Source organism: Sulfuricurvum sp. (genome assembly GCF_028712165.1).
Lineage (GTDB): Bacteria > Campylobacterota > Campylobacteria > Campylobacterales > Sulfurimonadaceae > Sulfuricurvum.
Genome location: NZ_JAQTQR010000023.1, coordinates 1 through 26,482, shown reverse-complemented (window position 1 = coordinate 26,482; position 26,482 = coordinate 1). Strand labels below are relative to the sequence as shown.

25 protein-coding genes are annotated in these 26,482 nt (G+C 37.4%); 14 read left to right on the top strand and 11 right to left on the bottom strand.

Going from position 1 to position 26,482, the window contains the following annotated elements:
* Complete coding sequence (locus PHP90_RS05865) at nucleotides 1-642, bottom strand: HAD family hydrolase (RefSeq protein ID WP_299926708.1); 642 nt, start codon at nucleotides 640-642, stop codon at nucleotides 1-3.
* Nucleotides 643-1,590, bottom strand: a complete 948-nt coding sequence (gene hemH / locus PHP90_RS05860) for a ferrochelatase (protein ID WP_299926705.1) — start codon at nucleotides 1,588-1,590, stop codon at nucleotides 643-645.
* 128 nt (nucleotides 1,591-1,718) lie between these two features.
* Here hemH and PHP90_RS05855 point away from each other — a divergent pair, with 128 nt between their 5' ends.
* Nucleotides 1,719-2,513: a C40 family peptidase gene (locus PHP90_RS05855; protein ID WP_299926702.1), complete on the top strand. Its 795-nt coding sequence runs from the start codon at nucleotides 1,719-1,721 to the stop codon at nucleotides 2,511-2,513.
* 4 nt (nucleotides 2,514-2,517) lie between these two features.
* Nucleotides 2,518-2,982: a hypothetical protein gene (locus tag PHP90_RS05850; RefSeq protein ID WP_299926699.1), complete on the top strand. Its 465-nt coding sequence runs from the start codon at nucleotides 2,518-2,520 to the stop codon at nucleotides 2,980-2,982.
* On the opposite strand, the gene PHP90_RS05845 is transcribed toward PHP90_RS05850, so the two are convergent.
* Nucleotides 2,973-4,124 (bottom strand): FAD-dependent oxidoreductase, encoded by a 1,152-nt coding sequence (locus PHP90_RS05845; RefSeq protein WP_299926696.1) that lies wholly within the window; start codon nucleotides 4,122-4,124, stop codon nucleotides 2,973-2,975. The genes PHP90_RS05850 and PHP90_RS05845 overlap by 10 nt on opposite strands.
* Nucleotides 4,096-6,132, bottom strand: coding sequence for a glycine--tRNA ligase subunit beta (gene glyS, locus PHP90_RS05840; RefSeq protein WP_299926693.1), 2,037 nt, complete (start codon nucleotides 6,130-6,132; stop codon nucleotides 4,096-4,098). Before glyS ends, PHP90_RS05845 begins: the two co-directional genes overlap by 29 nt.
* Nucleotides 6,133-6,302: 170 nt before the next feature.
* Between glyS and PHP90_RS05835 the strand changes: the two genes are divergently transcribed.
* Nucleotides 6,303-6,689 (top strand): class II SORL domain-containing protein, encoded by a 387-nt coding sequence (locus tag PHP90_RS05835; protein WP_299926690.1) that lies wholly within the window; start codon nucleotides 6,303-6,305, stop codon nucleotides 6,687-6,689.
* A 26-nt stretch (nucleotides 6,690-6,715) separates the two neighbouring features.
* Here the strand turns inward: PHP90_RS05835 and PHP90_RS05830 are convergent, their stop codons facing one another.
* On the bottom strand, nucleotides 6,716-7,585 hold the full coding sequence (locus PHP90_RS05830; RefSeq protein ID WP_299926688.1) for an HDOD domain-containing protein: 870 nt from the start codon (nucleotides 7,583-7,585) through the stop codon (nucleotides 6,716-6,718).
* Nucleotides 7,586-7,727: 142 nt separating this feature from the next.
* Here PHP90_RS05830 and PHP90_RS05825 point away from each other — a divergent pair, with 142 nt between their 5' ends.
* The 6 genes from PHP90_RS05825 (at nucleotide 7,728) to PHP90_RS05800 (ending at nucleotide 12,833) form a co-directional block, all read left to right on the top strand.
* A complete protein-coding gene (locus PHP90_RS05825) occupies nucleotides 7,728-9,374 on the top strand; it encodes a GGDEF domain-containing phosphodiesterase (RefSeq protein ID WP_299926685.1) in 1,647 nt (548 codons plus the stop codon).
* Between the two features lie 66 nt (nucleotides 9,375-9,440).
* Complete coding sequence (locus tag PHP90_RS05820) at nucleotides 9,441-10,103, top strand: uracil-DNA glycosylase (protein WP_299926681.1); 663 nt, start codon at nucleotides 9,441-9,443, stop codon at nucleotides 10,101-10,103.
* The gene (locus PHP90_RS05815) at nucleotides 10,100-11,167 is read left to right on the top strand and encodes a hypothetical protein (protein WP_299926678.1); all 1,068 of its coding nucleotides are present in this window, start codon (nucleotides 10,100-10,102) and stop codon (nucleotides 11,165-11,167) included. Before PHP90_RS05820 ends, PHP90_RS05815 begins: the two co-directional genes overlap by 4 nt.
* Nucleotides 11,145-11,810 carry a Crp/Fnr family transcriptional regulator gene (locus PHP90_RS05810; protein ID WP_299926675.1) on the top strand — a complete coding sequence of 222 codons (666 nt, stop codon included), beginning with the start codon at nucleotides 11,145-11,147 and terminating at the stop codon, nucleotides 11,808-11,810. Before PHP90_RS05815 ends, PHP90_RS05810 begins: the two co-directional genes overlap by 23 nt.
* 61 nt (nucleotides 11,811-11,871) lie before the next feature.
* Nucleotides 11,872-12,378: a ferritin-like domain-containing protein gene (locus PHP90_RS05805; protein ID WP_299926673.1), complete on the top strand. Its 507-nt coding sequence runs from the start codon at nucleotides 11,872-11,874 to the stop codon at nucleotides 12,376-12,378.
* Between the two features lie 2 nt (nucleotides 12,379-12,380).
* Nucleotides 12,381-12,833 carry an ankyrin repeat domain-containing protein gene (locus PHP90_RS05800; RefSeq protein WP_299926670.1) on the top strand — a complete coding sequence of 151 codons (453 nt, stop codon included), beginning with the start codon at nucleotides 12,381-12,383 and terminating at the stop codon, nucleotides 12,831-12,833.
* Here the strand turns inward: PHP90_RS05800 and PHP90_RS05795 are convergent.
* On the bottom strand, nucleotides 12,825-13,199 hold the full coding sequence (locus tag PHP90_RS05795) for a YbgC/FadM family acyl-CoA thioesterase (RefSeq protein ID WP_299926667.1): 375 nt from the start codon (nucleotides 13,197-13,199) through the stop codon (nucleotides 12,825-12,827). The genes PHP90_RS05800 and PHP90_RS05795 overlap by 9 nt on opposite strands.
* Nucleotides 13,200-13,201: 2 nt before the next feature.
* A complete protein-coding gene (locus PHP90_RS05790) occupies nucleotides 13,202-13,993 on the bottom strand; it encodes a peptidyl-prolyl cis-trans isomerase (RefSeq protein WP_299926664.1) in 792 nt (263 codons plus the stop codon).
* A 145-nt stretch (nucleotides 13,994-14,138) separates the two neighbouring features.
* Between PHP90_RS05790 and PHP90_RS05785 the strand changes: the two genes are divergently transcribed.
* Nucleotides 14,139-14,363, top strand: a complete 225-nt coding sequence (locus PHP90_RS05785; protein ID WP_299926661.1) for a hypothetical protein — start codon at nucleotides 14,139-14,141, stop codon at nucleotides 14,361-14,363.
* Nucleotides 14,364-14,365: 2 nt separating this feature from the next.
* Here PHP90_RS05785 and PHP90_RS05780 read toward each other — a convergent pair whose 3' ends face one another.
* The 4 genes from PHP90_RS05780 to PHP90_RS05765 all read right to left on the bottom strand — a co-directional run bounded on the left by PHP90_RS05780 (nucleotide 14,366) and on the right by PHP90_RS05765 (nucleotide 19,264).
* A complete protein-coding gene (locus PHP90_RS05780) occupies nucleotides 14,366-15,580 on the bottom strand; it encodes a capsular biosynthesis protein (protein ID WP_299926658.1) in 1,215 nt (404 codons plus the stop codon).
* 23 nt (nucleotides 15,581-15,603) lie between these two features.
* Nucleotides 15,604-16,665: a hypothetical protein gene (locus tag PHP90_RS05775; protein ID WP_299926655.1), complete on the bottom strand. Its 1,062-nt coding sequence runs from the start codon at nucleotides 16,663-16,665 to the stop codon at nucleotides 15,604-15,606.
* Complete coding sequence (locus tag PHP90_RS05770) at nucleotides 16,662-18,128, bottom strand: hypothetical protein (RefSeq protein ID WP_299926652.1); 1,467 nt, start codon at nucleotides 18,126-18,128, stop codon at nucleotides 16,662-16,664. Before PHP90_RS05770 ends, PHP90_RS05775 begins: the two co-directional genes overlap by 4 nt.
* 134 nt (nucleotides 18,129-18,262) lie before the next feature.
* Entirely contained in the window at nucleotides 18,263-19,264 is a 1,002-nt protein-coding gene (locus PHP90_RS05765) for a glycosyltransferase (protein WP_299926649.1), read from the bottom strand.
* A 233-nt stretch (nucleotides 19,265-19,497) separates the two neighbouring features.
* On the opposite strand from PHP90_RS05765, the gene PHP90_RS05760 reads away from it, so the two are divergent.
* The 4 genes from PHP90_RS05760 to PHP90_RS05745 all read left to right on the top strand — a co-directional run bounded on the left by PHP90_RS05760 (nucleotide 19,498) and on the right by PHP90_RS05745 (nucleotide 26,133).
* The gene (locus PHP90_RS05760; RefSeq protein ID WP_299926647.1) at nucleotides 19,498-21,204 is read left to right on the top strand and encodes a type I secretion system permease/ATPase; all 1,707 of its coding nucleotides are present in this window, start codon (nucleotides 19,498-19,500) and stop codon (nucleotides 21,202-21,204) included.
* On the top strand, nucleotides 21,201-22,511 hold the full coding sequence (locus tag PHP90_RS05755; RefSeq protein ID WP_299926644.1) for an HlyD family type I secretion periplasmic adaptor subunit: 1,311 nt from the start codon (nucleotides 21,201-21,203) through the stop codon (nucleotides 22,509-22,511). The genes PHP90_RS05760 and PHP90_RS05755 overlap by 4 nt, the downstream gene beginning before the upstream one ends.
* Entirely contained in the window at nucleotides 22,501-23,808 is a 1,308-nt protein-coding gene (locus tag PHP90_RS05750; RefSeq protein WP_299926641.1) for a TolC family protein, read from the top strand. The genes PHP90_RS05755 and PHP90_RS05750 overlap by 11 nt, the downstream gene beginning before the upstream one ends.
* 132 nt (nucleotides 23,809-23,940) lie before the next feature.
* Complete coding sequence (locus tag PHP90_RS05745) at nucleotides 23,941-26,133, top strand: cytochrome c3 family protein (protein ID WP_299926638.1); 2,193 nt, start codon at nucleotides 23,941-23,943, stop codon at nucleotides 26,131-26,133.
* The last annotated feature ends 349 nt before the right edge of the window (nucleotides 26,134-26,482 follow it).

Below are 26,482 nucleotides of genomic sequence, written 5' to 3'. Positions count from 1 at the left end.
TTATCCTTTTTCACAAATAATATTAAAGATAGACTCAGGAGTAGAAGCAACATAATCACCCTTACCCTCAGCACTAAAGCCCCAGGCTGCAAAGATACTCTGTATCCCTGCCCGTGAAGCAGCTTCTATATCTTTTGAATTGTCACCTATCATCCAAGCATTATCCGTACCTGAACGATATTGATAGTGACCTAGATGATGGTGGATCATTTGAGGGTGGGGTTTTGGACTTTCAACATTATCTGCACCGATAATTAGTTTAAAAAATGGATCCAAGCCTAGATGATTTAACATACGCTTTGCAAAAATACTTGGTGCATTTGTTGCGACGCCCATTACCACATTGTGATCTTCCAAAAGTTTTAATAATTCATGTATCCCATCATATGCAACAACATTTTGAATGCACTGTCCGAAATAATGTTCTTCAAAAAGATCACGAGCACTTTGTTCATAAGTACTCTTCTCATAAAATATTTCAGTTAAATTTCGCTTCGGAGCATTAATCGCATCGACAACAGCCTGAACACTCAAAGGTTCAAGTGCATAGCATTGTGCGCGGACATGATTGATAGAAATGGTAATATCCAAACCGGAGTCTATTAATGTCCCATCCATATCAAAAATCGCGATGCGTTGCATTTATTTCATTTTCTCATAAAGTTCAATCAGTGTTTGGACAAATAGCGGATGATCATTTGCACAGCGGCATACACGATACTCTTGATAACCCAATTCGTGAGCTACTTCAGCATATTCAATAGAGAGTTCGAAATCGGTTTCAGAATTATCAATCGTAAATGCGATAGGGACGATAATGACTTTCTTATTAGAAAGTGAACGCAAAGTTGTTTCCAAAGACGGCTCCAACCACTTCATTGGCCCGACTTTGGATTGATACGCCAAATGAATACCGTTAAAGTCCAGCCAATTCTTCTTCAACATCTCTTCTATCAATCCTACATGAGCTATAACTTGACGCTGATACGGATCACCTTGATCAACTATATTTTGCGGCAAGCCATGGGCAGAAAACACAATATCAAATGATCCGGCACTATCAGAGCCCAATGATTCTTTAATTCGCTCAACAACACAACGGTTGTATGTTTCGTTTGAAAAAAAATGTTTGATTTCTGTGGTGATTACATTCCAACCTATCTCATGGGCCGTTTGTTCAAAATCATCAAGTGACGATTGAGTTGTTGTACTTGAATATTGGGGATAAAGAGGTATTAAATATACTTTTTCTACTCCAGACTCTTGCAAACGCGTACACACTTCTCTTGCCATAGGAGGAGTGTATCGCATAATAAAATCAACAATTACCTCTTCTCCGACAGACACATTTAAACGTTCTACCAAAGAACGGGTAATATCAACGATAGGCGATTTCCCGCCGATTTGACGGTAAATATCTTGAGACTTTTCCGTACGGGTCAACGTAATCATTCCGGCTATTAATTTACGTAATAAGGTACTTTTAGTCCGAATGATATAGGGGTCATTAAACATGTTATGCAAAAACATCTCAACTTCGTTAAGATTATTCGGGCCACCCATATTTAACAGTACAATTGCTTCTCTCATTTATGCTTGTTATCCATCTGTTTTTGAAGAAAGTGTACCATAACGAAGTGTTAAAGTTTAGTGTTATAAAAAAAAATAAAGCTTTTTATTCTATAATGACTACAGCGCAGAAAAAATGAGGAGGGTTAATGCTGATAAAACGAACAGTGTTATCACTGATTTTACTGACATTAACGGTTCAGGCAGAATCGCAGAGGCGTGAACCATCCCTCTTTTTAGAATATGAACGGGAACTAAAAAAAGTTAACGATTCAGCAAAAAATGATGTTAATCCTTTTGAAAAAAACAATACCCCTTTAGCAATATCCAAACCTACTCCGCCTACAGCCCCAGTCGTTAAATCAGTAGCCTCAACCGAAACTGTATTAAAAAACACCACTTTTAATCACGATTCGATCGGTAAAGATGCAAATCCCTATTTGATGATTTCAAAACCTTCACCAATTGCTGCAAGTACCATCTGTCCCGATAATACCAATAGTGATGAAACTCCTAAAAGTACTCCTCAAAAGATTGCCGGTAATTTCAAAACGATAAAAGACAAGGTGTTAGCGCGTGCAAAAGAGTTTCTAGGAACCCCGTACGCTTTCGGCGGTAAAAATGGAGATCGTACCGATTGTTCCGGCTTTACGCAGCAAGTGTATCAGCAATTTGGAGTCAATCTGCCTCATAGTGCAGCTGAACAAGCCCAACTTGGTGAAAGCGTTGATTATAAAGATCTCCAAGTCGGTGATTTGCTTTTTTACCGCACCTATAAATCCGATCCTTCCCATGTTGCTATATATGCAGGAGACGGACAAATTATTCATGCATCCTTTTCAGGGCATAAAGTACAATACGATTCTATTGACAAAGGGTATTATAAAAATCACTTTTTATATGCAAAACGGTTAGCTCTTAATACTCCTCAATACGACGAATAAAAAAATGTCCTCTTTTTACTCTATCCTTGACAAACACTGGCTCTGGAAAGAGGTATATACCAAACTCTCCATCTCCTCCCCTGCTTACTCGTACTGGAATGACAGCCGACATATAAAGCTAAACCGCTATGTTTTTATCGAAAAGAACACTCTACCTGCAAAATATGCCCATATTCAGAACGATTTAACTGACCTGTCCGGCTATCTTCCGACTCAATACGCAGCAACACAGATGGGAATTGACAGTCATATTTTCGGATATAAAAAAATGAAGCTTTACAATCAATTTGAGTATAAGTTTGTCAATGATATTAAATTTGTCAATCTCAAGCGTTTTTTTCTCGAAAACGGGATTAAAGTAGATAAAAACAGTTATGTTCATCTCGCACGTTTAAACGACCTTATCATAACTGCTGATTCACGGTTTTACCGCATCGATGACAACTATGGAGTCGTTGTTTACGACTGAAAACTTTTTCTTTTTGCCCAACGTGGAAAAAAACGCGATGGAGATAATATTGGATCAAGCGCTTTGGCGCCTATAATAAACTCTTTTAATCGTTTTGCCAAATACGGTGCAAGTACAAAGCCATATCCTCCGGAAGCATTGATCATCGTAAGATTAGGATAGTAGATGTATTCACTTGAATCAACCGCCTTACCATGCTGCATATGAGGATATTTTTCCAACGTCGCCTCAGCATCCACCAAATTACCCAGCATAGGCAAATAGTCGTTTGACCCCGAACGCAATCCCATATAGTCTTTTAGAATATTAATATTATTTAATTTTAATGTCATTGAAGCTTTTTCAAGCAGTATATTCCTACCCTGCTCTATATCATACGCTTCTCCGGAAAACGGGGAGTAATGGACATCATGTGTGGCACCGATAGCAACAATGCCTTCTTTAGTCGTCGGAGAGATCGAAACATGATGATGCAGGATACACGGGATATGGGTCGATGTCTCAATATCGATTCGATGTCCCCAAATCCCTCGCAATCCGACGTAATCAATCGGCAAAAGTTTTGGATAGGCTCCGATAGATAAAACGAGGTTCTTCGCACGCAATTCACCGACATGCCAGCATCCACCCGCATGAAGGAGTTGCTCAACTTTCAAAGGATAAAAATCAACACCCTCTGCCATTGCATTACACACCCCTTGCGCATCAACAACGGCACCCATATCAAAATAAATAGAAGATGCATTTTTTGCTTCATCACTCAGCAGTGTTTGTATCGCATGTGGAATATTGGAGTGCTTTATATGGGTTTCATGTTTAAAAGATTCAACTTTTTCACCCTCTTTTGGGCTATTGGCAATGTGAAGGAGAGGTTTTACCAGGGTAAATTGTGGAAAATGAGTAGTATAAAAGGCCAATGCTTCAGCGTGCGCCTCGGTCATTATCTCTTTGAGTTCTCCGGCTTTGGAAATTTTCGGAGAGATAAATGCCCCAGCCGCACCACTACCACCGGAGGCTATACCGTCTTGATCAATTAAGGCAACACGTAATCCGGCACTATGGAGCGTGTAGGCGCTGCAGCAGCCGTTAACGCCAGCTCCGATGACGATTACATCATAAGGTGATATTTTTGATATCGGCAATCGAATAAATCTCTGCGTAAATCATCCCAACGAGGGCTTTACGGTTAGCACGAACGTTTAAATCATCTGCATTGACCATGACATTATCGAAGAATATATCGAGCGGAGCTTTAAGCGCAAAGAGAGCATCTAAACGTTCTTCAAGAGTTTCATACTGGTTGTTCATGACCGCTTTAGCCGAAGCGTAGAGATTGCGTTCCGCATCGTTTTCAAAAAGAGATTCGTTGACAATAAACCCTTTATCCATTGCTTCGTCTTTGAGGATATTACTAACGCGTTTAAAAGTTGAAAACGCTTCGACGAACGAATCGGATGATGCGATCGTACTGACCGCTCGGATTTTACGGTCAATTTCAAGGACATCGAGTTCCACGGATGCGTCTTTAGAGACGACCGCTTGTATAATAGATGGATTAACTCCCGGATACGCTCCGGCGAGACGCTCAATAATAAAGGTTTCGATGTTCTTTTTGTACTCTTTTCCTTGCGGATAGAGATTGGTAAGTTGATCGATCAATGTTGAAAAATTAAGCGGAATTTGGTGTGCCACGGCGATTTTGATAATCCCGTTGACGGCACGACGAAGGGCGAACGGATCGCGTGAACCGGTCGGAATCTCACCGATACTGAACATCCCGATCAATGTGTCAAGCTTCATCGCCATTGCTACAATTGCACTGAGCATAGTACTCGGTAATGCACTCTCTTCACCCGTCGGTAAATATTGTTCTTTGATCGCAACGGCAACTTCGGACGATTCACCAAGTGCAAGTGCATAGTAATATCCCATCAGCCCTTGGAGTTCTGTAAATTCATACACCATTTCCGACATAAGATCGGCTTTGGCCAATTCCATAGCCCGTTCTAACACTAATGGATTGATATTCTCATACACAAGATTTGAAAGGGTCGAAGCAACCATTTTTTCACGTGCGATTTTCTCTGCTAATGTACCTAGACCGTTCATAAAAACGACTTTTTCCAATCCGGCCGTACTAAGCCCCTTTTTGAGGTCATTACGGTAGAAAAAGAGGGCATCGGAGAGACGTGGACGAAGCACACGCTGATTGCCCTCGATGACTTTGCTGAAGTCATCCGTTAACGCATTGGAAACCACGACAAATGCATTAATCAATTTGCCGTTTTTAAAGACCGGGAAATAGCGTTGATGCTCTTTCATGGAGGTAATAATAACTTCAGGAGGAAGCTCTAGGAAACTTTCATCAAAATTTCCTAAAAGAGGTGTTGGATGTTCGGTAATAGCAACGACTTCGTCCAAAAGATCCTCATCGACTTCGATGCTGATACCGTGTGCATTCTCCAATGCGGTAAATGCATCTAAGATGGTTTTGCGACGCTCTTGCGGATAAAGGGTTACAGACCCCTCTTTGAGAAGATCAAAATAGTGGTGGATAGAATCGACTCTCATCACTCCAAAGTGGCTGATTCGGTGAACATACGTATGTGCGGATGAACGGACATCGAACAGTTCAATGTCAATAACCTCATTATCCATCATAACATTGATCCATCGGATTGGACGGATGAAGCTCTCATGGCTTGATCCCCAGCGCATTGATTTACCGAAGTTGAGACTTTTGATCCATTGCTCGATCATCTCACCCAAAATTTCACTGCTGGGTCGCCCTTCTACCGTACGGCTAAAATAGAGGACCTCTTTGCCCGCTTTTTCCGCACGTGTGATTTGATCGAACTCTACTCCACATTTTTTAGCAAAACCTAAAGCAGCAGGTGTCGGGACACCGTCTTTGATTGCAATTTCTACTGGTGCACCGTAAAATTCTTCAACACGGTCATCTTGAGAGACTTTAAACTCCCGATGCCATAGAACCAAACGACGCGGCGTATAGTAGAACTCAAACTCGCCTACAAGAGCATTTTTATCCAACACCGAAACCCATTTTCTCTCAATTTCAGAGAGTTCTTTGAGAAGGGGTACGGCAGGGAGTTCTTCAACACCGATTTCAATCAAAAGAGGTTTTAACATATTCACTTATCCATCAATCATTTTTAAAGCCCGATTTTACCCCTCTATTGGTTAAAAATCGCTGTTGCTTTGGAAAAAATTAATTAAGAGATAAAGTATCTCATTTAGGTGTAGTTAAAAGTTTTGAGGTGTACAATGTCTGCATTAATTTTATAAAACAAGGAATCCTTATGCCAACAATCAACCGTTACGTCGACATCAGCACTGTAGAACGCGAAGCAAAAAAAGACTACATTGACCGTCACTCACCGTTTATCCACTGTGCTTCAACTGCAAAAAAAGGTGAAAAACTTGCCGTTACCGTCAAAATGGGGAATGAATACTCTCATCCAGATGATTTCGACCACTTCATTGCAAATATTGCACTTTACAACGGTGAAACATTACTTGCACGTGCTGATTTCGTACCTGGTACATTGGGAAATGAAAAAAACCATGCTGAAGTTACTTTCAACATCGTTCCAATGGGTAAAAAATTGACTCTTGTAGCACATGGCTACTGCACCAAACACGGTGTATGGGAATCAACGCCAGTCGAAGTTGAAGTTGCTGAATAACTATTAAAGCCCATCTCTTAGGGGCTTTAACTATCTATCTCGTCTGCACTCAATAATATCTCGTAAGCAACTCTCGCATCATTTATTTTAAAATCATATTTTTCCAAAATAGATTCGATTTCTTCAAACGGTTTTACATCTTTCAGTGTAAAAAGTGTTCGAGCACACTTTAATGCAGCACATGCCCTCGAATCCATTGCATCTTCGGGATTGAATGAATAATATAATGAATTCGTAAACATCTCATCAAAATTCCAAAAATCAAATAATTTACTGGCTAATTCATCACCTGATTTTCCAAAAAGTTTTTTTTCTTCTAAAAGTAATTTGTCGGATTCATTTTCTAAAAATACATGCGAAATATTATTGAGCATAAGAGCATAAGAGGCGACCAAACGCCCTATTTCTAAAATAAATGTAAGACCGCCAAGCGATTGCAGTATTGAACGATGTTTTTTTACAAGCCAAAGATCAAGAAAACGTTGCTGCTTTTCCATAACAGAGAACCATTCGTGTATACTCATCCCATATGGACTTAAATCCGTATATGGATGCGCTTTCAATGCTGCTGTAAGAGACATTCCCCGAATCGCAGCAATTCCAAACAGTGCAATCGCTTGAGAAATTGACGTGATCGGGTATCTAAAACCATGATAAGGGACATTTGAAAAACGTAAAATATCCGTATACAGTATAGGATCTGATTCAATTACTTGAATAATCGCTTTTAAATCTATATCTTCAACGCTGCAAAGTGAATTAATTTTATTAATTGATTCCGGCAGAGGAGGAAAAGACTCTATCGAATAAAGTATATTATTGTCCACACACTTCCCTTTTTTTACTTTTAAACTAATATCGGTGATTTTATCATTATTCTTAGGCGAATGCGCCATTTTAAACTTTAATTTATTTTAACTTTATATATTATAGAATTAATATAAGTAATATATTTAAGCAAAGATAGAACAATTATTATCAAAGAATAAATAATAAAATGTTGAAATAAATTAGTTTTTAGTCAAATAAAGGTTTTGTGTGGATAAAAAATCCGGGTGTCTCTCTCTCGAAACATTAGAAGAGGATAAGATGCATGAAAGACGACGTGAATTTGAAATACTAGCGATGGCCATGGAACATGCGTCAGACAGTATGATTGTTACAGACCGAAACAACAATATAATAAAAGTAAACAACTCATTTTTAAAAACATTCGGCTATAGCGAACAAGACGTGATCGGTAAAAATACTAATTTTCTTTCATCAGCAAAACATGACCCTGCCTTTTATAATCAAATGTGGAATACATTATTAAAAGAAAAACACTGGAGCAGTGAAATATGGAATAGGCGAAAAAATGGTGCTATTTTTCCTGCATGGGTAAGTATTAGTGCTATTATGGATGAAAATAATAAAATACAAAATTATCTTGCAATCTTTACAGACCTAAGTGCTTTGCGTGAAAGTCAAGAAAAAACATTAAAGCTTGCCTACTATGATCAGCTCACCGGGCTGCCGAATCGACAAAAAATAGTTTCGGATATGGAAAAGAGAAATCCAGTTGTATGTGTTATTTTTAATATAGATGATTTTAAAGAGATCAATGATTTTTACGGAATAGAAACAGGCGACAATATCCTAAATCAAGTAGGACAGTGGTTTTGTAAAATGAATTTTTTCCCTTATCGCATAAGCGGAGATGAATTTGCCGTTTTATTATATGAGCATTTTACATGGAGTGATTTACGAAATCGAATTGCAGCATTGATGTCTTTGTTGGAAGAAAAAGTCTTTTTTATAAAAAATGAAACGATAAATATCCGCATGACTGTAGGTGCTGCGATTGGACATGGCAAACTATTAACCCGTGCTGATATCGCATTAAATCGTGCAAAAAAGAATAAACTTTCGGTTGCACTCTATGCGGAACATGAAAATATTGAAGAAACGTATCGTTCCAATATGAAGATGAGAACTGCTATTCGCAGTGCTTTGGGAAAACATCGAATTATTTGTCATTATCAGCCTATTATCAATCTAATTACCGGAAATATCGATAAATATGAGACTTTGGTTCGGATGATTGACAACGATGGTACCATCGTACCACCTTCAAAATTTTTGACTATTGCCAAAAAAACAAAACTATATCCGCAAATTACACTTGAAGTCCTCAATCAATCGTGTTCTCTTTTTTCAAAACGATGTGAAGAATTTTCAATTAATTTATCGGATAGTGATATACGTGATCCTTTTATTGTAAAAGAGATCATTCATACCATTACACAAACAGGTACCGCTTCCCGGATTGTCTTCGAAATACTGGAATCTGAAGGTATAGAAAATTATGAAGAAGTTGTAGAATTTATTACATCTGTGAAAGCATTAGGTGCAAAAATTGCTATTGATGATTTTGGAACAGGATATTCCAATTTTGAGAACATCCTCAAATTGAATGTCGATTATATCAAAATAGACGGATCACTTATTCAAGGGATAACTGAAAATTCAAGACATCATATTGTTGTTGAAACGATTGTTGATTTTGCCCATAAGATCGGAGCAAAAACTATAGCTGAATTTGTCAGCAGCGAAGAGATATACACAGCGGTAAAAGATCTCGGTGTCGACTTTGCACAAGGATACTTTACCGGTAAACCCGAAGCAATAGTCTCTTCATTTTAAGCCTCTTTATCTCCTTTTAACCGCTTCTTCTTTATACTCCATATAAATTTATAATAAGTGAAATTCGTGGACTCTTTTCAAAATCTTGCTTTATTAGAAAATCTATATCGTTTAAAATCATTGGGCTATACCTACATTGATCCTATTACTCCCAATATTCAAGCCACTTCCAATACTCTTCCCGATTCCCTCACTACATTAGGAGAAAATATTTCAAAATGCTATCTGTGCGATCTAAGTAAATCACGCAGACAAAGCATGAGCGGATACGGAAATCCAAGAGCTTCATTAATGTTTATTGATGCCTATGTCTCAGCTGCCGAAGATGAAGCATCAGACTATTATGTCGGAAGATCCGGTGTCATGCTGCGCGACATGATTGAAAAAGTCTTGATGAAGCATATTGATGATGTTTATTTTACCCATGCGGTTAAATGCAAGCCCTTTGGGTTTCAAAATCCTTCACAAAGCGAATGCAGTAGCTGCACACCGTTTTTAGCAAAGCAACTGGAACTCATCAAACCCAAAATAATTGTAACACTTGGGTCAGATGCATATCAAATACTTACCGGTGATCTTGGAGATTTTGAACGTGTTCGCGGAGAGATTATACCGTTTAATAATTCTCTTTTAATTCCTATGTATCATCCCCTTTATCTTGTCCGTAACCCTTCTCTAAAAAAAGAGGCTTTACGTGATTTACAAACAATAAAAGGACAATTATCATGATATTTATACGCATAGTGTTACTATCATCACTACTGTTTTTTTTCAGTTATGCCCGTACAATAACGATTCAAAAATCAAGCGATGTAACAAACTTTACTTCTGAATTTACCAATACAGATCAGATGATCAAGATTGCTGTTATTTCAGCTCCCAGTGTTATCGGCAAATATACACAGTCTGTCTATAACGTTTCACAAGCTACCTTGATTGCACTTAGAAATAATCACATCCAACTTAAACGTTATGATATGACTGATGAATCATCCGATTCACTTTCACAAATATTAGAAAAAATTCGACAAGACGGAATAGATGCAATCGTTGCACCTCTGACATCCTCTGGAGCAAAAAATCTCACCACACTATCAATACACATTCCGGTTTACATTCCGACTGTTCACAAGCGCGATCTTCCGGATTCACCTGATAACATTGTCTTCGGTGGGATCGATTATTCTGCTCAAATCGAAGCATTGCTCCCGTATATGGGAAATTCAATTGCCATTTTTTATGACAATTCAAGTGTTGGAAAACAACTAAAAACTTCTACAGAAGAAGTTTTTCTTGCCCATAAAAGTGAGAATAAAAAAATATCAAGTTATCCCATTGATCTAAAGGGTGATAATATTGTCACCTATCTTGCAAAGCCCTCTTTATTTAATAAAAGCAGTATTATTATCCATATTCCCGTCGTGAAAAGTGCCTTATTAGCAGCTCATATTACATTCTCAAGAATTAAAGTACATAACATACTCTCAACCCAGATCAATATTGATCCTACCCTTTTAACCTTGACACAGTATCAAGATCGAAAAAATATTATTTTGGCTAATTCACTGATAGAGTTTCCAAACGATATTTATGAATCCAATATGTTGATGAATAACGATATTACTTTTGATTGGATTCAGTATTCTACAAGTGTCGGTGTTGATTATCTTGTTTCCTTGCTCAGTAATACACCTAGAAAATATACTATGCGTCTTATCAATTCTCAGGTGATTTATCCAGTAGAACTACTCCGTGCGAAAGAATACGGTTTTGAACCAATCACCGTTCATTGAACCCTTTTCTCTAAAAAAAATTGGAATATTCGCCCATTTATCCCCAACTCAATGCGCTCAGATAGAGGATATAGGTATTCTACGCCATTACAACGAAGGTGAAATTATATTTTATGAAGGGGATGAGAGCAGCTACTTTCATTTTCTTATAGATGGGGAGGTAAGTGTCTATAAATCCTCTGCTTCATTGGATACAATCATGATTCACCACTTTAGCGCACCTTCACTTATTGCAGAAGTTGCAACACTCAAACAAATACCCTACCCTGCTTCGTGTGAGTCAAAACAAACTTCGTTTATACTAAAAATTGCTCGAGATCCTTTTTTGAACCTTCTTCAAAAGGATCCTTCTCTCAGTATTGCACTTATTTCTTCATTAACCCAAAAAATATCTGCTTTGGAACTGGCGCTGCAACGTCATACTGCACCAAATGCAGTAGCCAAAGTAGCACGTCTCATCCGTGATGATATTCCTTCCTTTAATCGATTAAAGCAAATAGAAATAGCACATCTCATTGGAATTACTCCCGAAACTCTTTCACGAATCCTTAAAAAATTAAAAGCAGAAGGTGTTATCTCTCACTCCAAAAAAGAAGGGATAACTGTTCTTTCATCAGAAATACTAATCTCATATTGCGGATAATTATTTTCCTTTAAGAGAATGAGTGATAGAGTTAACCCATCTATCAGTGAGGAGTATCCTAATGGCTAAAAGAGGTATTTCACTTCTTCGCGGAATCGAAGCACAAACAGTTTATGAACTACTAAATAAAGCGTATTGTGATGAGTGGCTTGCTTATTATCAGTACTTTATTGAAGCCAAAGTGGTAAAAGGGCTAATGAAAGATGCCGCAATCGTTGAGCTTACACAACATGCAGCCGATGAACTCCGTCATGCTACGATGGTATGTGATCGTATCATACAGCTTGGTGGTACGCCAATCCTTCATCCTTCTGAATGGCTTACCAATTGTAACTGTGGATATGATGCGCCGACTGAGCCGGATGTGCGCAAAGTATTGGAGCAGGCTATCAAAGGGGAACAATGCGCCATCGGTGTATACTCTAATATTCTTGATATCACACGTGAGAAAGATACTATCACCTATGATCTTGTCTCACAAATTTTAGCGGATGAAGTAGAGCATGAAGAAGACCTCCAAACACTATTTGACGATATTGAAGAGTTTATCGAGCAATTCAAGAAATAATGATGAAGAAAAAGATACTCATTGCTTTCTTTTTAATGACGAATTGCCTTTATGGTGCAGACATACTAACCTTAGTAAGCCTTTTGGACCGCAACGATACAGCAACATTTGAATCACAGGTACAATCGATTCAAGATGCTAATACTGCTCGTGAAGATAATAATAAAACAATTTTGATGTACGCTTGCTGGGTTGGCAATATTGATGCTGTCAAATATCTTGTCGAGAAAGGTGCAGATGTTTCTGTACAAGACAGTGGGGGAGCTACTGCATTACATCTTGCCATTTGGAAGGGATATACCCCTATTGCTTTGTACTTACTGGAAAAAGGTGCATCAGGACGAGTCATGAGTAAAGATGGTATGACACCCTTGGATATTGCAGAAATGCGGGGAAACAAAGAAGTTTCATCCGCTATTGAGAAAGCTACACCAAAATTAAAGCCGTTACTTTAGTGTCGTTAAGAATATCTTTTCAGAGGAAGGAATTTTTGTCATCTTTCCCTCAAAATTGAGATGAACAAGATTAATCGTCATTTCAAAAATCTTCTCTTCATTTCGAAAAACCTGTTGTAATAATGTAAATGAGGCATGTTTCATCTCTACAAGTGTCGTCTTAACATCTAAAATATCAGCAAATTTTGCACTTTTGATATAGTCTGCTTCGATATGCTTTGCAACAAAATGACCGCCCTCCAAAATTGGAGAGCGACCTGCATCAAAAAAAAGTTGGCTTCGTGCACGTTCGCAAAAATTAATATAATTGGAGTGATAAACTACTCCACCTACATCAGTATCTTCATAATAAACCCGTATTTTCATTATTATTTAGATTTTTTAGGTGCTTTCTTGCTGGCAGCAGGTTTTGCATCTAAAGTAGCCAAAATTTTCTTTGCCTCTTTTTCAACAGCCTGTTGTCGCAGCATATTGTCCAAATAACTTTTAGCCTCTTCAAAGGTAGCCGGATGCTCTGGTTTGACTTCATCAAGAAGAATAACATCCCATACATTTTTACCAGTAGAAAGTTTGATATAACTTCCGGCTTCTTTGTCTTTTAATGCAGACTTTACTACATCCGGGAGAGCTGATGAATTAACCCAACCGACATATCCCCCTTTTTGTTTCGTATTTTGATCAATACTGTTTGTAGAAGCTAATGTTGTAAATAATTGATCACGTTCATCCCCAGATTTTGCTTTCAATTGATTGATCATAACATCAGCCAATGACTCCTGCATAACTAAAATATGACGAATTTTATAACTCGCGGAAATATTTAGATCTTTGGCCTCTTTATATGCTTTTTGAAGCTCTTCATCTGTAGGCTTAGTAGCTTCTGCGATGCGTTTAGACCATAAATCAAGGGCAAGAGTTTCAGATATTTGAACGTACTCCGGATCATTTTTCAGTTGCACAACAAGTGCTTCGGCAAGTTTAATACGTTGTGTATATTCAGACGTAATTTTCTGCTTTACATCTTCTGGAGCCGAATCAAAATCGATATGCAGCGCTTGAGATGAAAATTGTTTTATCTCATCCGGGGCAATTACATGTGCCTGAAGTGACGATGTTAATATTAATGCTGTAACGACTGAACCTATCAAACGTTTTGACATAGAATTTTTCCTTCTTATTTTGTATTCATATGACAATAAGTTTATCGAAGTTTTGTAATAATTTAACTTCTTTTCAAATTTCTTTGCATTGAAAGATTAAGGATTCATATTTATAATGTCAAAAATTAATGAATAAGGAAGATCTTTGGATTTAAAACAAAAATTGATTGATTTCGGATGCGGCCCAGAGTTTATAGATATCGCTTTAAATTATGAGAGCCTTTTTCCCTCTGATCAAGATATAGAATCGTTTATCGAGTATGTCGAAACTGAATATTCCAAAGTTGAAGCAATGGAAGAGATAAAAAATAGAGACAAAGAGATTATTGATGCTTCCGGAATTTTTGAAGAATTTGAAGATGAGTTTTAATCTTACCAGAGTATTCCGCTTTTAAATCTAGAATTTTTCAATCTATGATAGAAGTTGCCGTTTATTTGTTTATAATTTATGATATATCCTTTAAAGCGTCGGTATAACTCTCTGTCAATTCTAAAAGTTTCTGCGTCATGCCAAAAAGTTTCTAATTTCCCTTGATAGGTTAATCCCTCAATATCGTAAATAGCAGTTCCGCATGTTTTTAGAGGAGCACTATGATGGATCGCTGAAAGACCGACGGTTGAGTTTATCAAAACGACACCTTTGGCATGCTCCAATAATGTCGGTAAATGCTGATCATGAATATATTTAACTCGATCTGCAATATTATATTTTGCAGTCAATCGAGAAATGATTTCTGAATAATCATGATATCCTCTATCAAGAGGATGATGTTTGATAATAAGCAGATTGTTTTTCGGCGCATGTGAAGCAAATGAACTGACAACTCTTTTTATGAAAATTTCTACAGATCTAAAATCAGAATGCTCATGTATTTGAGCATCGGTAGCAATTTGCAACGGTACTAAAAAATAGTTTTTAGAATAGGTATTAACTAACTTATATTGAATTCCCCGTTCATAATATTTGTATAACCATTTTCTATAAACTGCTTTGATCCAATACGCTCCTTCACGTAATTTTAGAGGACGATGATGCTTATAATGCCTAAAAAATGGATTTAAAAGTACACTGACGCAATAATACAAACATGCATACAATGCAGCATGCCAGAAAGTATTGCCAACAAATTTGACATCAGGCGTTTCTATTTCTTTCGTCTCTAATGCATCGTAAAAATCTCTATTTCGGGGTAAAAGAGAGAAACCATTCACCCCAAAACGTTCAAACGTAATAAAATCGGGACGAACATACCCTTCTTCAAATACACCTATTTCAATGTTGTTTTGATGAGCAACAGTATGAGCCAACCTATGATATTCTCTGCAATCTCCAAATAAAATAACCGTATCAATCTCATGTTTATTAATAAAATCTGCAAAAAATATCGGCCATTCCTCGATACTCCCTCTAAAATTTATTGAATTATATGGACAAAATAGCCAATCGCCACCATTAAAATTAATTTTATATGACTCGGCATTTACGGAAATAAAATCTTCCGCAAGACGTTTAAAAAATGGACCTACAGGGCCTTGTAAAAAAAGAACTTTTTTATTTCGAAAATATTCTAATCCGGTTTCAACCACAAATAACTCTTATAATTAATATTTCACTTTCGTATCATACGTAATATTTGCTGAGATTTACGACTCATCCAGTTACGGTATTTAACCCAAAAAGAGTAATTGAATTGTTGACGTTTAAGATCAAGTACTTCAAGAACCTCTTCTATGTCACACTGTTTTAACGTATATGGATTGATATAGCGTGGATATAACAAATATACTCCTGCACATAGTTCATCAATAGAGAGTTTACGAGTTCTTCTTTCACAAACTTGACTATCATGCGTAAGCCCCCATCCAGCATAAAACGGTAATCCATATGTAACAACTTTAATCCCGCGTATCAGAGCTTCAAATCCAACCAATGAAGTCATAGTATGAACTTCATCAGCATGCATCAAAACACTGTCAATACTAACCTCTGTAACAATCTTATCGCAATATTTCATTGCGGTACTTTCGTCAAGATTCCCGATTCTATTCCCGACTAACACATCTGGATGAGGCTTATAAACGATATAACCATCCGCTCTATTAGCTCTTACCTGCTGAAGCAACTCTAAATTTGACATTCCATTTGCACCTAACAAAATAGAGGCATCATCTTCTACCTGTCCCGGAACAACAATAATCGGTTTATCTGACGGTAAATCAAGTACAGTGTCGGAATATATATTGTATTTTGAGAGTCTTTTTTCAATCAAATATTGCTTTATCTTCCCCGCACGCTCTAGTATTTCTGAATCAAATACACTCGTTTCTAAAATCCATTCCAAATCACTGGGATTTCTGGGATCAAAGTATATGCCTCTAGTGTCAACGACAAGTGAATAAGGTTGTGTCAAATCAGACCCTAAACCAACAGAACGTATAAATCCGTCTTCAATTCTAAAAATATTAATTCCATTTTCTTTTGCATATTTTTCAATATCCGGAAATAATCTTTTTCCCCATATATAAATACTGCTTTGAGGATCAAGCCCTTTTTTTAGTGCCTTACTTAAATAATTTTTATCAAATAAAGGATTGATAAAAATAAGCTTTTCATTAAAAAACAGTTCTATATAAGCGTGTTTCCATGTAGAAAATCCAAAAAAATATTTCATTTAAATAGCTTCTCGCATTTTATTTTCCATATAAGTAATAGTGCATAAATCCAGCGCCAATAGTGATGATCGCATTTATTTTTCGGATTAATTAACCATCGATTTAAAAGGTTATCTTTTCCTAGAGCTACCGTATCCATATCAAGATATTTAATATTGTTTACACTACAAAACGATTTAATTCGGGAGTTAAAGTTCAGAGTAAAAATATTTCGATTTTCTATACTAATATCAATATTTGAACGTACTCTGCTAATTTCATCACTGCATTTTCTACAATCTTCAATAGTTTGCAGTGGGGCACTGATTACTGTTATCGGAGCAAATACCATTGATGAAACGATGAACTCTTGATATTTAGAAACTAAATCATCAAAAAGTCTATCAAAACTTATATCTCCTTTTGTTAAGCGAATCCAAATAGAATATGCCGCATCTACTTCACCCAATGTAACAATAATCTCATTATATCCACCATCTTCGAGTGCAGTATAAAACGTCCTATATGCACCGCTTAATGAATTAACATTACGTATACCGCTAACGCTTGCACCAGGTACATATACAACTTTGAATGCAGTCCTAGGAAAAAATAATGAAAACATCCAATGTTCAAAGACACGAATGTGAGAATCCCCAATTGCCAATACGCGATAAGTTTTATCTTGTTTAGAACTATTTTGCATTATTTTTCGTTGTCGCACTATCTCTTGTATCGTGTCAATAATATTTGATGAACGTTTTAAATAAGGATTATAGTAATGAGAATAAAGAATGTAGGCTGCTGCAAAAACTTCTTCAACCGTACGATTTTGCATTCGGCGTTTACATTCAACACGATCATCGGTTAATCCCCATCCGGCATAAAACGGCATACCAAAGCAAACACACTTTTTACCTAATAAAATAGCTTCAAATCCCATCTGTGAAGTTTTTGTATAAACTACATCAAAATATTCCAATAAAGAAATCGGATTTACATTTTTATCAATGATAATACATTTTTGACGTGCTCTTTCAATATCGATATCGGAATTTTTTTTTCCGCTTATGACATCCGGATGAATTTTGAGATATACCTTAGCGTTTGGATTTTCAGCTATTGCAGTATCAATTATAAAATCTGTGCTAAAGTTTTCAGACATACCATAACGAAGTGATTCATCACCATACGTTTGTGCAACAATAAGAATAGACTCTTTTTGATCATTTTCAAAAAAATCTTTTTCCACATCAGGTGCATTGTTATATTTACTTATATGATGTTTACGAATCAATGATATTGCTTCATGTGCAGTTATCATAAGAGGGATATCAGATAAAAAATCGTATGTATTTAATAAATTTTCAAGTTGTGAGGGTACCGTGGCATCATAATAAATTCCCATACTATCTTTGACAATACTAAATGACGGAGAGCCTTCAACCCCTAATCCAACAGATCGGATAAATCCATCTTCCATTAAAGTTAACTGTTGACCAAACCGTTGATAACACCATAGTGCAAATCTGCCTGTCCGTTTTCTACCCCAACCTTGATACTGTCTATTAGACAAAAGTGCAAAAATATTTTTTATATAAAATCTTATTCCGTTCATTATCGAACAAGACCAATGATTTTACAAATGTCATTTAATCTATGTGACCAGGTATGATGTTCTAAAACGTATTTGCTTCCAGCTAATGCTCGAGCATAGTCCTCTTTAGTTGGTCCATTTTTAAATCGTTCTAACAATTTATCAGCTTCATCCGCATTATTAACAACATAACAATAATCTTTAAAATATTTTTCTACAGCAGGTGAAGGATTGGTTACTGCAATCCCTCCACATGCTAGTATTTCAATCAAGCGGCGTGAAAACATTGTTTTAGAATCTTCAATTGTATTAATATTTAATGATATCATATAATCACGATAAATTTTAGCAGTTTGTTCATGTGGAACGCTCGCAAAAACCTGTAGTCCCGGCATTTTAGGAAATCTATAATGTGCTGCTTTTCTTTTAGAGTTTCGATCATATACATCTAAACCAATGTGGCTGGAGGCTTGAAATAATATATCCTGCCACTGACGTCTACGATTATGAATGTGATGGCTATAGCTTCCCAAAAAACATGCTTTTGGGTATTTAAATCCCTTTGTTGGGTAATGTATAGACGTTTGTACAGCAAACATCATAGAATTCACAGTAACCTTTTCCGGTACATTTGCTTGATAAAGAGGTATACAGTTTTCATCAACCGTTAGAATATGATCAAATAGTTTTGCACTCTCTATAAAACGTTCAAAATGTACACCATCTTCCTTGTTCCAAAAGACAGTAGGAATATTTAAGTTTTTAGCGTATGCAACTACTTTTTGCAACGCTTTATTATTTCTTTTTGGATACTCAGGATACGAGGCAATTTTAAATTTCCAGGCATTTCTTTTTCCATGCCATGCGGATTCTACAAACAAAAAGTCCGGTTTAAAAAAATACAAAAGCAGTTTGTAGTTTAAGGGAGTAATATAAAAAATATCAGCTTCATATTGAAGGCACTTATCTGTCAGTTCATCAGCGATTAGTGCAATTTTGACTTTTTTAATTAAATCTAACATATACACTTTGTCCGAGAAAAAAATATTGTATTCAAATCATATTTATGCATCATAATTCTGGAATATTACTGTAACACCCCTAAAATAGTTATAATAACGTAATTGATAATACAATCTTAACTTTCTAAAAGTAATAAAAGATAACGATTTAGTAAATTGAATACTAATTTTCATCTGAAATTCATTCTTGAGTGTTAAAATAAGAATATACATAAATTTAAAATGAGGTTTGAATGCCAAAAAGCTCTGAACATAATCTTAGGTCTGCTATTTTAGCTTCAAAAAAATCATTTTATTTTACGGCATTTGTCTCTCTATTTATAAATATGCTTATGCTTGTTTCCCCACTCTATATGCTTCAAATTTACGATAGAGTCGTCGCCAGTCGAAGCGAAGAGACACTTTTGATGCTCACACTGATTGTAGTAGTTCTTTTTATAGTTATGGGTGTACTGGAGTTCATCCGCTCACGTATTTTAATCCGTGTCGCAAACAGTGTTGATGCAAGATTGAGTGACCGTATCTTCACAACCATGTTTACATTGGCAAACCGTTTTCCTTCTCGTGCAACATCACAGCCACTGAATGATTTAGGGCAAATTCGACAATTTTTAGCCGGTACTCCGCTCTTTGCTTTTTTTGATGCTCCATGGATTCCTATTTATATTGCTATCTTATTTCTTTTTCACCCTTGGTTTGGGATATTTGGGATATTTGCTGTTATTATTGTGGCGACTCTAACTATTGTTAATGAAAAACGTACCAAAGATCGTATCGACTCTTCAAATAAAATGTTTCAAAGTTCTCAAAATTTTATTACTTCCAGTTTACGCAATAGTGAAGTTATTGAAGCCATGGGAATGCATGAGCAAATACATTACAAATGGAAAGATCGCTACCTTACATTTTTACATGATCAGTCCTATGCAAGTGATGAGGCCGGAGTATGGTCGAACCTTAGTAAGCTTTCACGTATACTAATGCAGTCTCTTATTCTAGGGCTTGGAGGTTATTTGACTATAACTTCGCAAGTTACTCCAGGGATGATGATCGCTGGTTCTATCATTCTTGGGCGTGCTCTTGCTCCATTGGATTTGATGACAGCGACATGGAAACAATTTACATCTGCACGTCTATCTTATGCACGATTGCAAAAACTTCTTGAAGATTTTCCAGTCTTAGATCCTCCTACCCCATTGCCTGATCCCAAAGGGCAAATTACATTAGAAAACCTTACCATTGTTCCACCAGAAGGAAAACTTCCTTCTCTAAATAATCTTTCTTTATTTATCGGTGCTGGAGAAACGGTTGGTGTTATTGGCCCAAGTGCAGCAGGAAAATCATCCTTTGCACGTGCCATATTGGGCATTTGGAAACCTGTGAGCGGAACTGTACGGATTGACGGTGCACAGATTAACCATTATGATCGATCATTTTTAGGCAAGCATATTGGTTATCTTCCGCAGGATATCGAACTTTTTGAAGGAACTGTCAGTGAAAATATCGCACGTTATGCAGCACCGGATCCGCAAAAAGTGATAGAAGCCGCAATGCTTTGCGGTGTACATGATATGATTCTTCGACTCCCTCAAGGGTACGACACCCCTATAGGAATTGGCGGGGCTTCACTATCAGGCGGTCAACGTCAACGGATTGCGTTAGCTAGAGCCGTTTATGATTATCCTCGAATTATTGTCTTGGATGAGCCCAATTCTAATCTGGATGATGTTGGTGAACGGGCCCTTGTAAATGCTATAGTAGAACTAAAAAAACGCTCTATTACCGTTGTATTAATCACTCATAGGCCAGCTATTTTAGGGATTACAGATAAAATTCTTTTGCTGCGAGAGGGAATTTTACAGCTTTATGGAAAGAAAGATGAAGTTCTTGCAGCACTCACTCAAAAAAACATTTCACCTTCTGAAAGTAACCCATCATGACAATTATTACACCTGCAACTGAAGACCGTCATTATCGTCGTTTAGGTAGTATCGTCTTAATCATTTTTATTCTAATTGTCGGTGTATGGGGTTCTCTGGCTCCCCTTTCCAGTGCCGTTCCGGCTCCGGGAAAAGTTTCTGTTGCCAACAGCAACCGCACGATACAGCATCTTGAAGGTGGAATCATCAAATCGATTCTTGTTCATGACGGAGATTATGTCCACACCGGACAAACTCTTATCGAACTTGATTCAACACGTGCCAATTCAGAGCTTCAGGTTGCTTTGGCCCAATATACGGAATTGCTTTCACAACAAGCCCGACTTATTGCAGAGCGTGATGATAAATCATCCGTTGTTTTTCCCCCTGAAATGGATGAGTTGTGTTCTAATTTTCCATGTACACTTTCCAAACAAGGGCAGTTAAATGAATTTACTGTTCGAAAAGGGTATTTAAATGGAAAAATAACCATGCTGTCTCAGCAAATTGATCAATTGAAAGATCAACTGGTCGGATTAAACGATTCCATTCAAGCGAATACTCAATTATCAAATTCATATGCTCAAGAGATAAAAGAGTGGAAAATCCTTTTTGACCAACAACTAACTGATAAATTGCATCTTCGAGAAATTGAACGGCAAAAGATAAAAACTGACAGCGATATTGCATCTTCACGCTCTGAAATTGCCCGAATTCAAGGACATATTGCAGAAACAAAAACACAGATGCTCAGTGAAAAGCAAACTTTTTATAAAGAAGTATCACAACAACTCAATGAGGTACAAACTAAAATTTCCGATTTACATTCACGTATCAAATCGCTACGTGACACTTTAAGCCGTACACGAATCGTTTCACCGGTAGATGCAACTGTTACTAATTTACAGTTTCATACTCTCGGGGGTGTTATCCCTCCAGCCAAACCTATACTTGATCTCGTTCCGTTCAATGAACCGCTTATTATTGAGGGGCGCGTCAGTGCTAATGAGATCAATAATGTCCGTATAGGACAACAATGTGAAATTCGTTTCCCAGGTTTCTCTCATATACGCTCATTAGGGGTAGTTAATGGGAAAGTTATCCATATCGCAGCCGATGCACTTACCGATGATACGACACATTCACTCTATTACCCAGTCAAAATGGCGGTAACACTCAAAGGTCAACGAGAATTGGCACGTAATCATTTAACATTGAGACCGGGCATTCCGGCTGATTCGATGATAGTTATCGGGTCTCGTACGATGTTTGAATATTTAATGCATCCCTTTAAAATGATGTTTGTAAAGAGCTTCAATGAACAATAAAATCTCATCTTTATTAGTATTGTTTTCTTTTTCATTTTCTAGTTACGCATCACCGCTTTATCTTTCGGATGCTTATGAATATGCGCTCCAAAATAATCATGGGTACAAATCAAAACAATACGACAGTGATTCTTTTAATTCTGCACAGGATCAAAGGATTTCCAAGTTATATCCTCAAATTCAGCTCACATTGAACGGAGGACTGCACGATTATATTCAAAACTATTCCAATGAAAAAGAGCTTTCTGAGTTTTATAAGGGCTATACTTTTTCCCTCACTCAGCCATTGTATCATCCAGAATTGACCCGATCAGTAAAACAGGGAGAATTACGTTCACAAGGTGCACAAACAGACACCAAGAAATCATCTCTGTCTCTCGGTGTGGATGTAGCAAAGGCCTATTTTGATCTTCTCGTATCCCATAAATCTATGGAGTTGGCAGAAGCAAATCATCGATTTTATACCCTTAAATATACCCGTATCAATGAAATGCTTTCAGAAGGTTTATCCAATAAAATGGATCTTTTGGAGACAGGTATTTATCGTGATCAAGCTATGATGGAAATTAACAAAGCTATCAAAAAAGAACATTTGGCTAAAAGAAAACTAGAAGATTTAACACTTCTAAGAGTTTCTGATCTTCCTAAGTTTAACCCAAATTTTGCGGATAATCTTAAAGCCCTAAAAGTCAATTTTACGGATAATTTGGAGAGTAATCCTGATGTACGTATTGCTGCGCTATCACGACGTATTGCCGAGGACGAAATTGGTGTCCGTTATACTGAATATTATCCTAAAGCAGACCTAAGTCTCAGTCGTAGTGAAAATCAAACAAACGATCGAACTTTATACAAAACGGATAACCGAGCGTATATTCAAATATCGATTCCTCTTTATCAAGGCGGTCAAACTTCTGCACGAATTGAAGAAGCTAAAATCTTACACGCTTCTGCTATTGAAAAAGAGGCCCAAACTCGTCAGGATATTCTTTATCACTATGATGAACTGAATGAACAATTTGATCTGTCTCTTCAAAATATACAGATATTGGAGTCCGCTCGGACTTCAGCCCAACTAAATCTCTCTGCTGTCGAAATCGCTCAAAGAGCCGGATTAAAAAGCCAAGTTGATCTTCTCGAAGCACAAGCAAAACTCTATCAAATTGAACAAGATCGCCTAAAACAGTTAAGTGATTTTGCAATCACTTATATTTCTCTATTAGAATTAAACGGAACACTTAATTCTCAAATTTTACATGTTTTTGAAACGCAAATATTTCAAACTTCAGCAAAATAAGCTGCTAAATTCACTTATATCAACCCAATATGCCAGTTCTGTTAATTCTCATTAATAATTAACTTTTTTTTTCATCAAAAATTCATAAACCTATTTTAATATAACGGATAAATATTAGATAAAGGGGTCGATATGCGTAAATCCATAGCGATTATTTCATCAGTAGTGACAGCAACACTACTGATGGTTGGTTGTGGCGGAGGCGGAAGCGGTGGATCTACAACCACGAGTTCTGTATCTACTGCTACTTTCATTGATTCATATGTTGCCGGCTTAGAATTTGATACATCAACTGAAAGCAATGTAACAGACAACAATGGTAATTTTAGATTCACAGATGGAGAAAGTGTAACCTTTCACATCGGGAATCTTTACTTGGGATCAGCAAAACCAAAAGACGGCAAAGTAACACCACTGGATCTTGTCGGTACAACGGATTCTAGCGATCCAAAAGTAGTCCGTATGTTGCGTACGCTTCAAACTCTTGATAGTGATGGTGACCCAACCAACGGGATCACTATTGATCCATCTGTAACGGCAACGCTTAAAGGGCAAACCCGTATAGATATGAGTACAGCATCGGACGCAGACGTATTATCAATGATCGGTAAAAATGATTTTGCTGTTTCATCTTCAGCTGCGCAGGGCAATTTTACTCCTAGTGCGCCAACAAATGCGAGCAAAGGCTATAATCCTACCCAGCCGACAACACCAACCACCGACATCGGTAATACCGGGAAGTATACACTTGTAGCGTGGAATGATTTGGGAATGCACTGTATGGACGGTAACGACTACTCGATCTTCAGTATTCTTCCACCATACAATAACCTCCATGCACATCTCATCAGTAAAGATGCAACATCCGGTAAAAATATCACTTCAGGTGTAACTCTTACATACGAAGCTGTTGCAGATCCAACAGGGTCTATCAACACAACCAGTGTTACAAAAACAAATTTTTGGGATTGGGTTCTTGCTATTTTTGGTGGAAGACCTGCTGATAATCATGGTTTGAATCTCTCTGATCCGGCGATTTCCAATCCGACACCAAGTGCTACTCCTTCTGCATTGAACTATAATAGTGCTAATGGATGGTGGGAAGCAGAAGGTATCCCTGTCACCCCTTATGATGACAAAGGGGTAAAAAACTATTATCCAATGGTTAAAGTAGTAGCAAAAGACGCTTCAGGAACAGTAATCGCAACGACGAAGGTCGTACTCCCGGTTTCTGATGAGATGAGTTGTGCTAAGTGTCATGCATCCAACAGTTCTGCAGCCGCTAAACCATCAAATGGATGGGTCAACAATGCTAATCTTGAAAAAGATTGGAAACAAAACATCCTTAAACTGCATGATGATAAATTCCCTAATGCAATTGCAACCGCAAATATGGCTGCTTCATATACAAAAGCGACTCTTTTGGCAACAGCGAATGCAGGTCAACCTGTATTGTGTGCAGCATGTCATAAATCAAATGCCCTTGGAACATCTCTAAAAACCGGAATTAAACCTCTGACTGAGGCTCTTCATAGTAAACATGCTACGGTTACCGACCCGGCTACCGGTCAAACGATGAATAACAGTACAAATCGTGATTCATGTTACACATGTCATCCCGGTTCAGCTACAAGCTGTCTCAGAGGAGCTATGGGTAAAGCAAAAAAAGCCGATGGTACCAATGCTATGGATTGCCAAAGTTGTCACGGTAAAATGACCGATGTCGGCAGAACAGGACGTGAGGGATGGTTGGATCAACCAAACTGTCAACAATGTCATGACCGTACTTCAAGTACAGCAAATTTCACCCGCTTTACCAGTGTTTTCTCGAGTGGAAGTACCGTACGCAGTATCGTGGACACCAAATTTGCAACCAATCCAAATACCCCAATGTCCGGTAAATCACTTTATCGCTTCAGTAAGGGTCATGGAAATCTCCAATGTGAAGCGTGTCACGGTGCAACCCATGCCATCTATCCGAGCAGTCATGTCAATGATAATGTACAAAGTATTGCGTTGCAGGGACATACAGGTACGATTAGTGAATGTACAACCTGTCATACAACCGTTCCGACAGGTACGTCAAACTTTGCCAAAGGACCTCACGGTATGCACGTAGTCGGTCAAAGTGCTGTCAGTGCGCATAAAAATGCTGCTGAGAGCAATCGGGCAAGTTGTACAGCATGTCATGGTTCTGACTATCGTGGAAGTATTTTATCGGCAACGTCACAAGCACGTACATTGAGCGTTGAACACGGCACAAAAACATTTGCAGCTAAACATCAAGTAAGCTGTTATGACTGTCATAACGGACCGAATCCTTAATCTATATTTTGGCTTTCCTTTTTGAAAGCCAAAAACTGTTTTGATAATTTATTACAAGAGGAAATAAAGCAATGGGAAATGGTATTACAGGATCAGTCGTTTCATCTACGACTTTTACACCGTCATCAGCAGCCCCGACTAGCCACACTCAATCGATACAAAATCTTCTTTCAGGAGATAAATGGGGTGGTTCAATCGGCACAAGTGTAGCATTAACCTATAGAGACTGTGAAAGAACCCTATAAATTTCAGACTGATTTAGCTTCGAGATCCCAAAAATCATATCTAAACCCATTGAGTTGAAGAATTTGTACTAAAACAGTCCAAATCTCAATAGATACGGCAATAT

Bases quoted from the DNA above. Each gene is read 5' to 3' on its own strand.
- PHP90_RS05805 (WP_299926673.1), top strand. From the start codon at position 11,872: ATGGCTAAAAGAGGTATTTCACTTCTTCGCGGAATCGAAGCACAAACA.
- hemH (WP_299926705.1), bottom strand. From the start codon at position 1,590: ATGAGAGAAGCAATTGTACTGTTAAATATGGGTGGCCCGAATAATCTT.
- PHP90_RS05745 (WP_299926638.1), top strand. From the start codon at position 23,941: ATGCGTAAATCCATAGCGATTATTTCATCAGTAGTGACAGCAACACTA.
- PHP90_RS05750 (WP_299926641.1), top strand. From the start codon at position 22,501: ATGAACAATAAAATCTCATCTTTATTAGTATTGTTTTCTTTTTCATTT.
- PHP90_RS05770 (WP_299926652.1), bottom strand. From the start codon at position 18,128: ATGGAAGATGGATTTATCCGATCTGTTGGATTAGGGGTTGAAGGCTCT.
- PHP90_RS05755 (WP_299926644.1), top strand. From the start codon at position 21,201: ATGACAATTATTACACCTGCAACTGAAGACCGTCATTATCGTCGTTTA.
- PHP90_RS05795 (WP_299926667.1), bottom strand. From the start codon at position 13,199: ATGAAAATACGGGTTTATTATGAAGATACTGATGTAGGTGGAGTAGTT.
- PHP90_RS05855 (WP_299926702.1), top strand. From the start codon at position 1,719: ATGCTGATAAAACGAACAGTGTTATCACTGATTTTACTGACATTAACG.
- glyS (WP_299926693.1), bottom strand. From the start codon at position 6,132: ATGTTAAAACCTCTTTTGATTGAAATCGGTGTTGAAGAACTCCCTGCC.
- PHP90_RS05815 (WP_299926678.1), top strand. From the start codon at position 10,100: ATGATATTTATACGCATAGTGTTACTATCATCACTACTGTTTTTTTTC.
- PHP90_RS05775 (WP_299926655.1), bottom strand. From the start codon at position 16,665: ATGAAATATTTTTTTGGATTTTCTACATGGAAACACGCTTATATAGAA.
- PHP90_RS05760 (WP_299926647.1), top strand. From the start codon at position 19,498: ATGCCAAAAAGCTCTGAACATAATCTTAGGTCTGCTATTTTAGCTTCA.
- PHP90_RS05850 (WP_299926699.1), top strand. From the start codon at position 2,518: ATGTCCTCTTTTTACTCTATCCTTGACAAACACTGGCTCTGGAAAGAG.
- PHP90_RS05800 (WP_299926670.1), top strand. From the start codon at position 12,381: ATGAAGAAAAAGATACTCATTGCTTTCTTTTTAATGACGAATTGCCTT.
- PHP90_RS05765 (WP_299926649.1), bottom strand. From the start codon at position 19,264: ATGTTAGATTTAATTAAAAAAGTCAAAATTGCACTAATCGCTGATGAA.
- PHP90_RS05830 (WP_299926688.1), bottom strand. From the start codon at position 7,585: ATGGCGCATTCGCCTAAGAATAATGATAAAATCACCGATATTAGTTTA.
- PHP90_RS05835 (WP_299926690.1), top strand. From the start codon at position 6,303: ATGCCAACAATCAACCGTTACGTCGACATCAGCACTGTAGAACGCGAA.
- PHP90_RS05865 (WP_299926708.1), bottom strand. From the start codon at position 642: ATGCAACGCATCGCGATTTTTGATATGGATGGGACATTAATAGACTCC.
- PHP90_RS05790 (WP_299926664.1), bottom strand. From the start codon at position 13,993: ATGTCAAAACGTTTGATAGGTTCAGTCGTTACAGCATTAATATTAACA.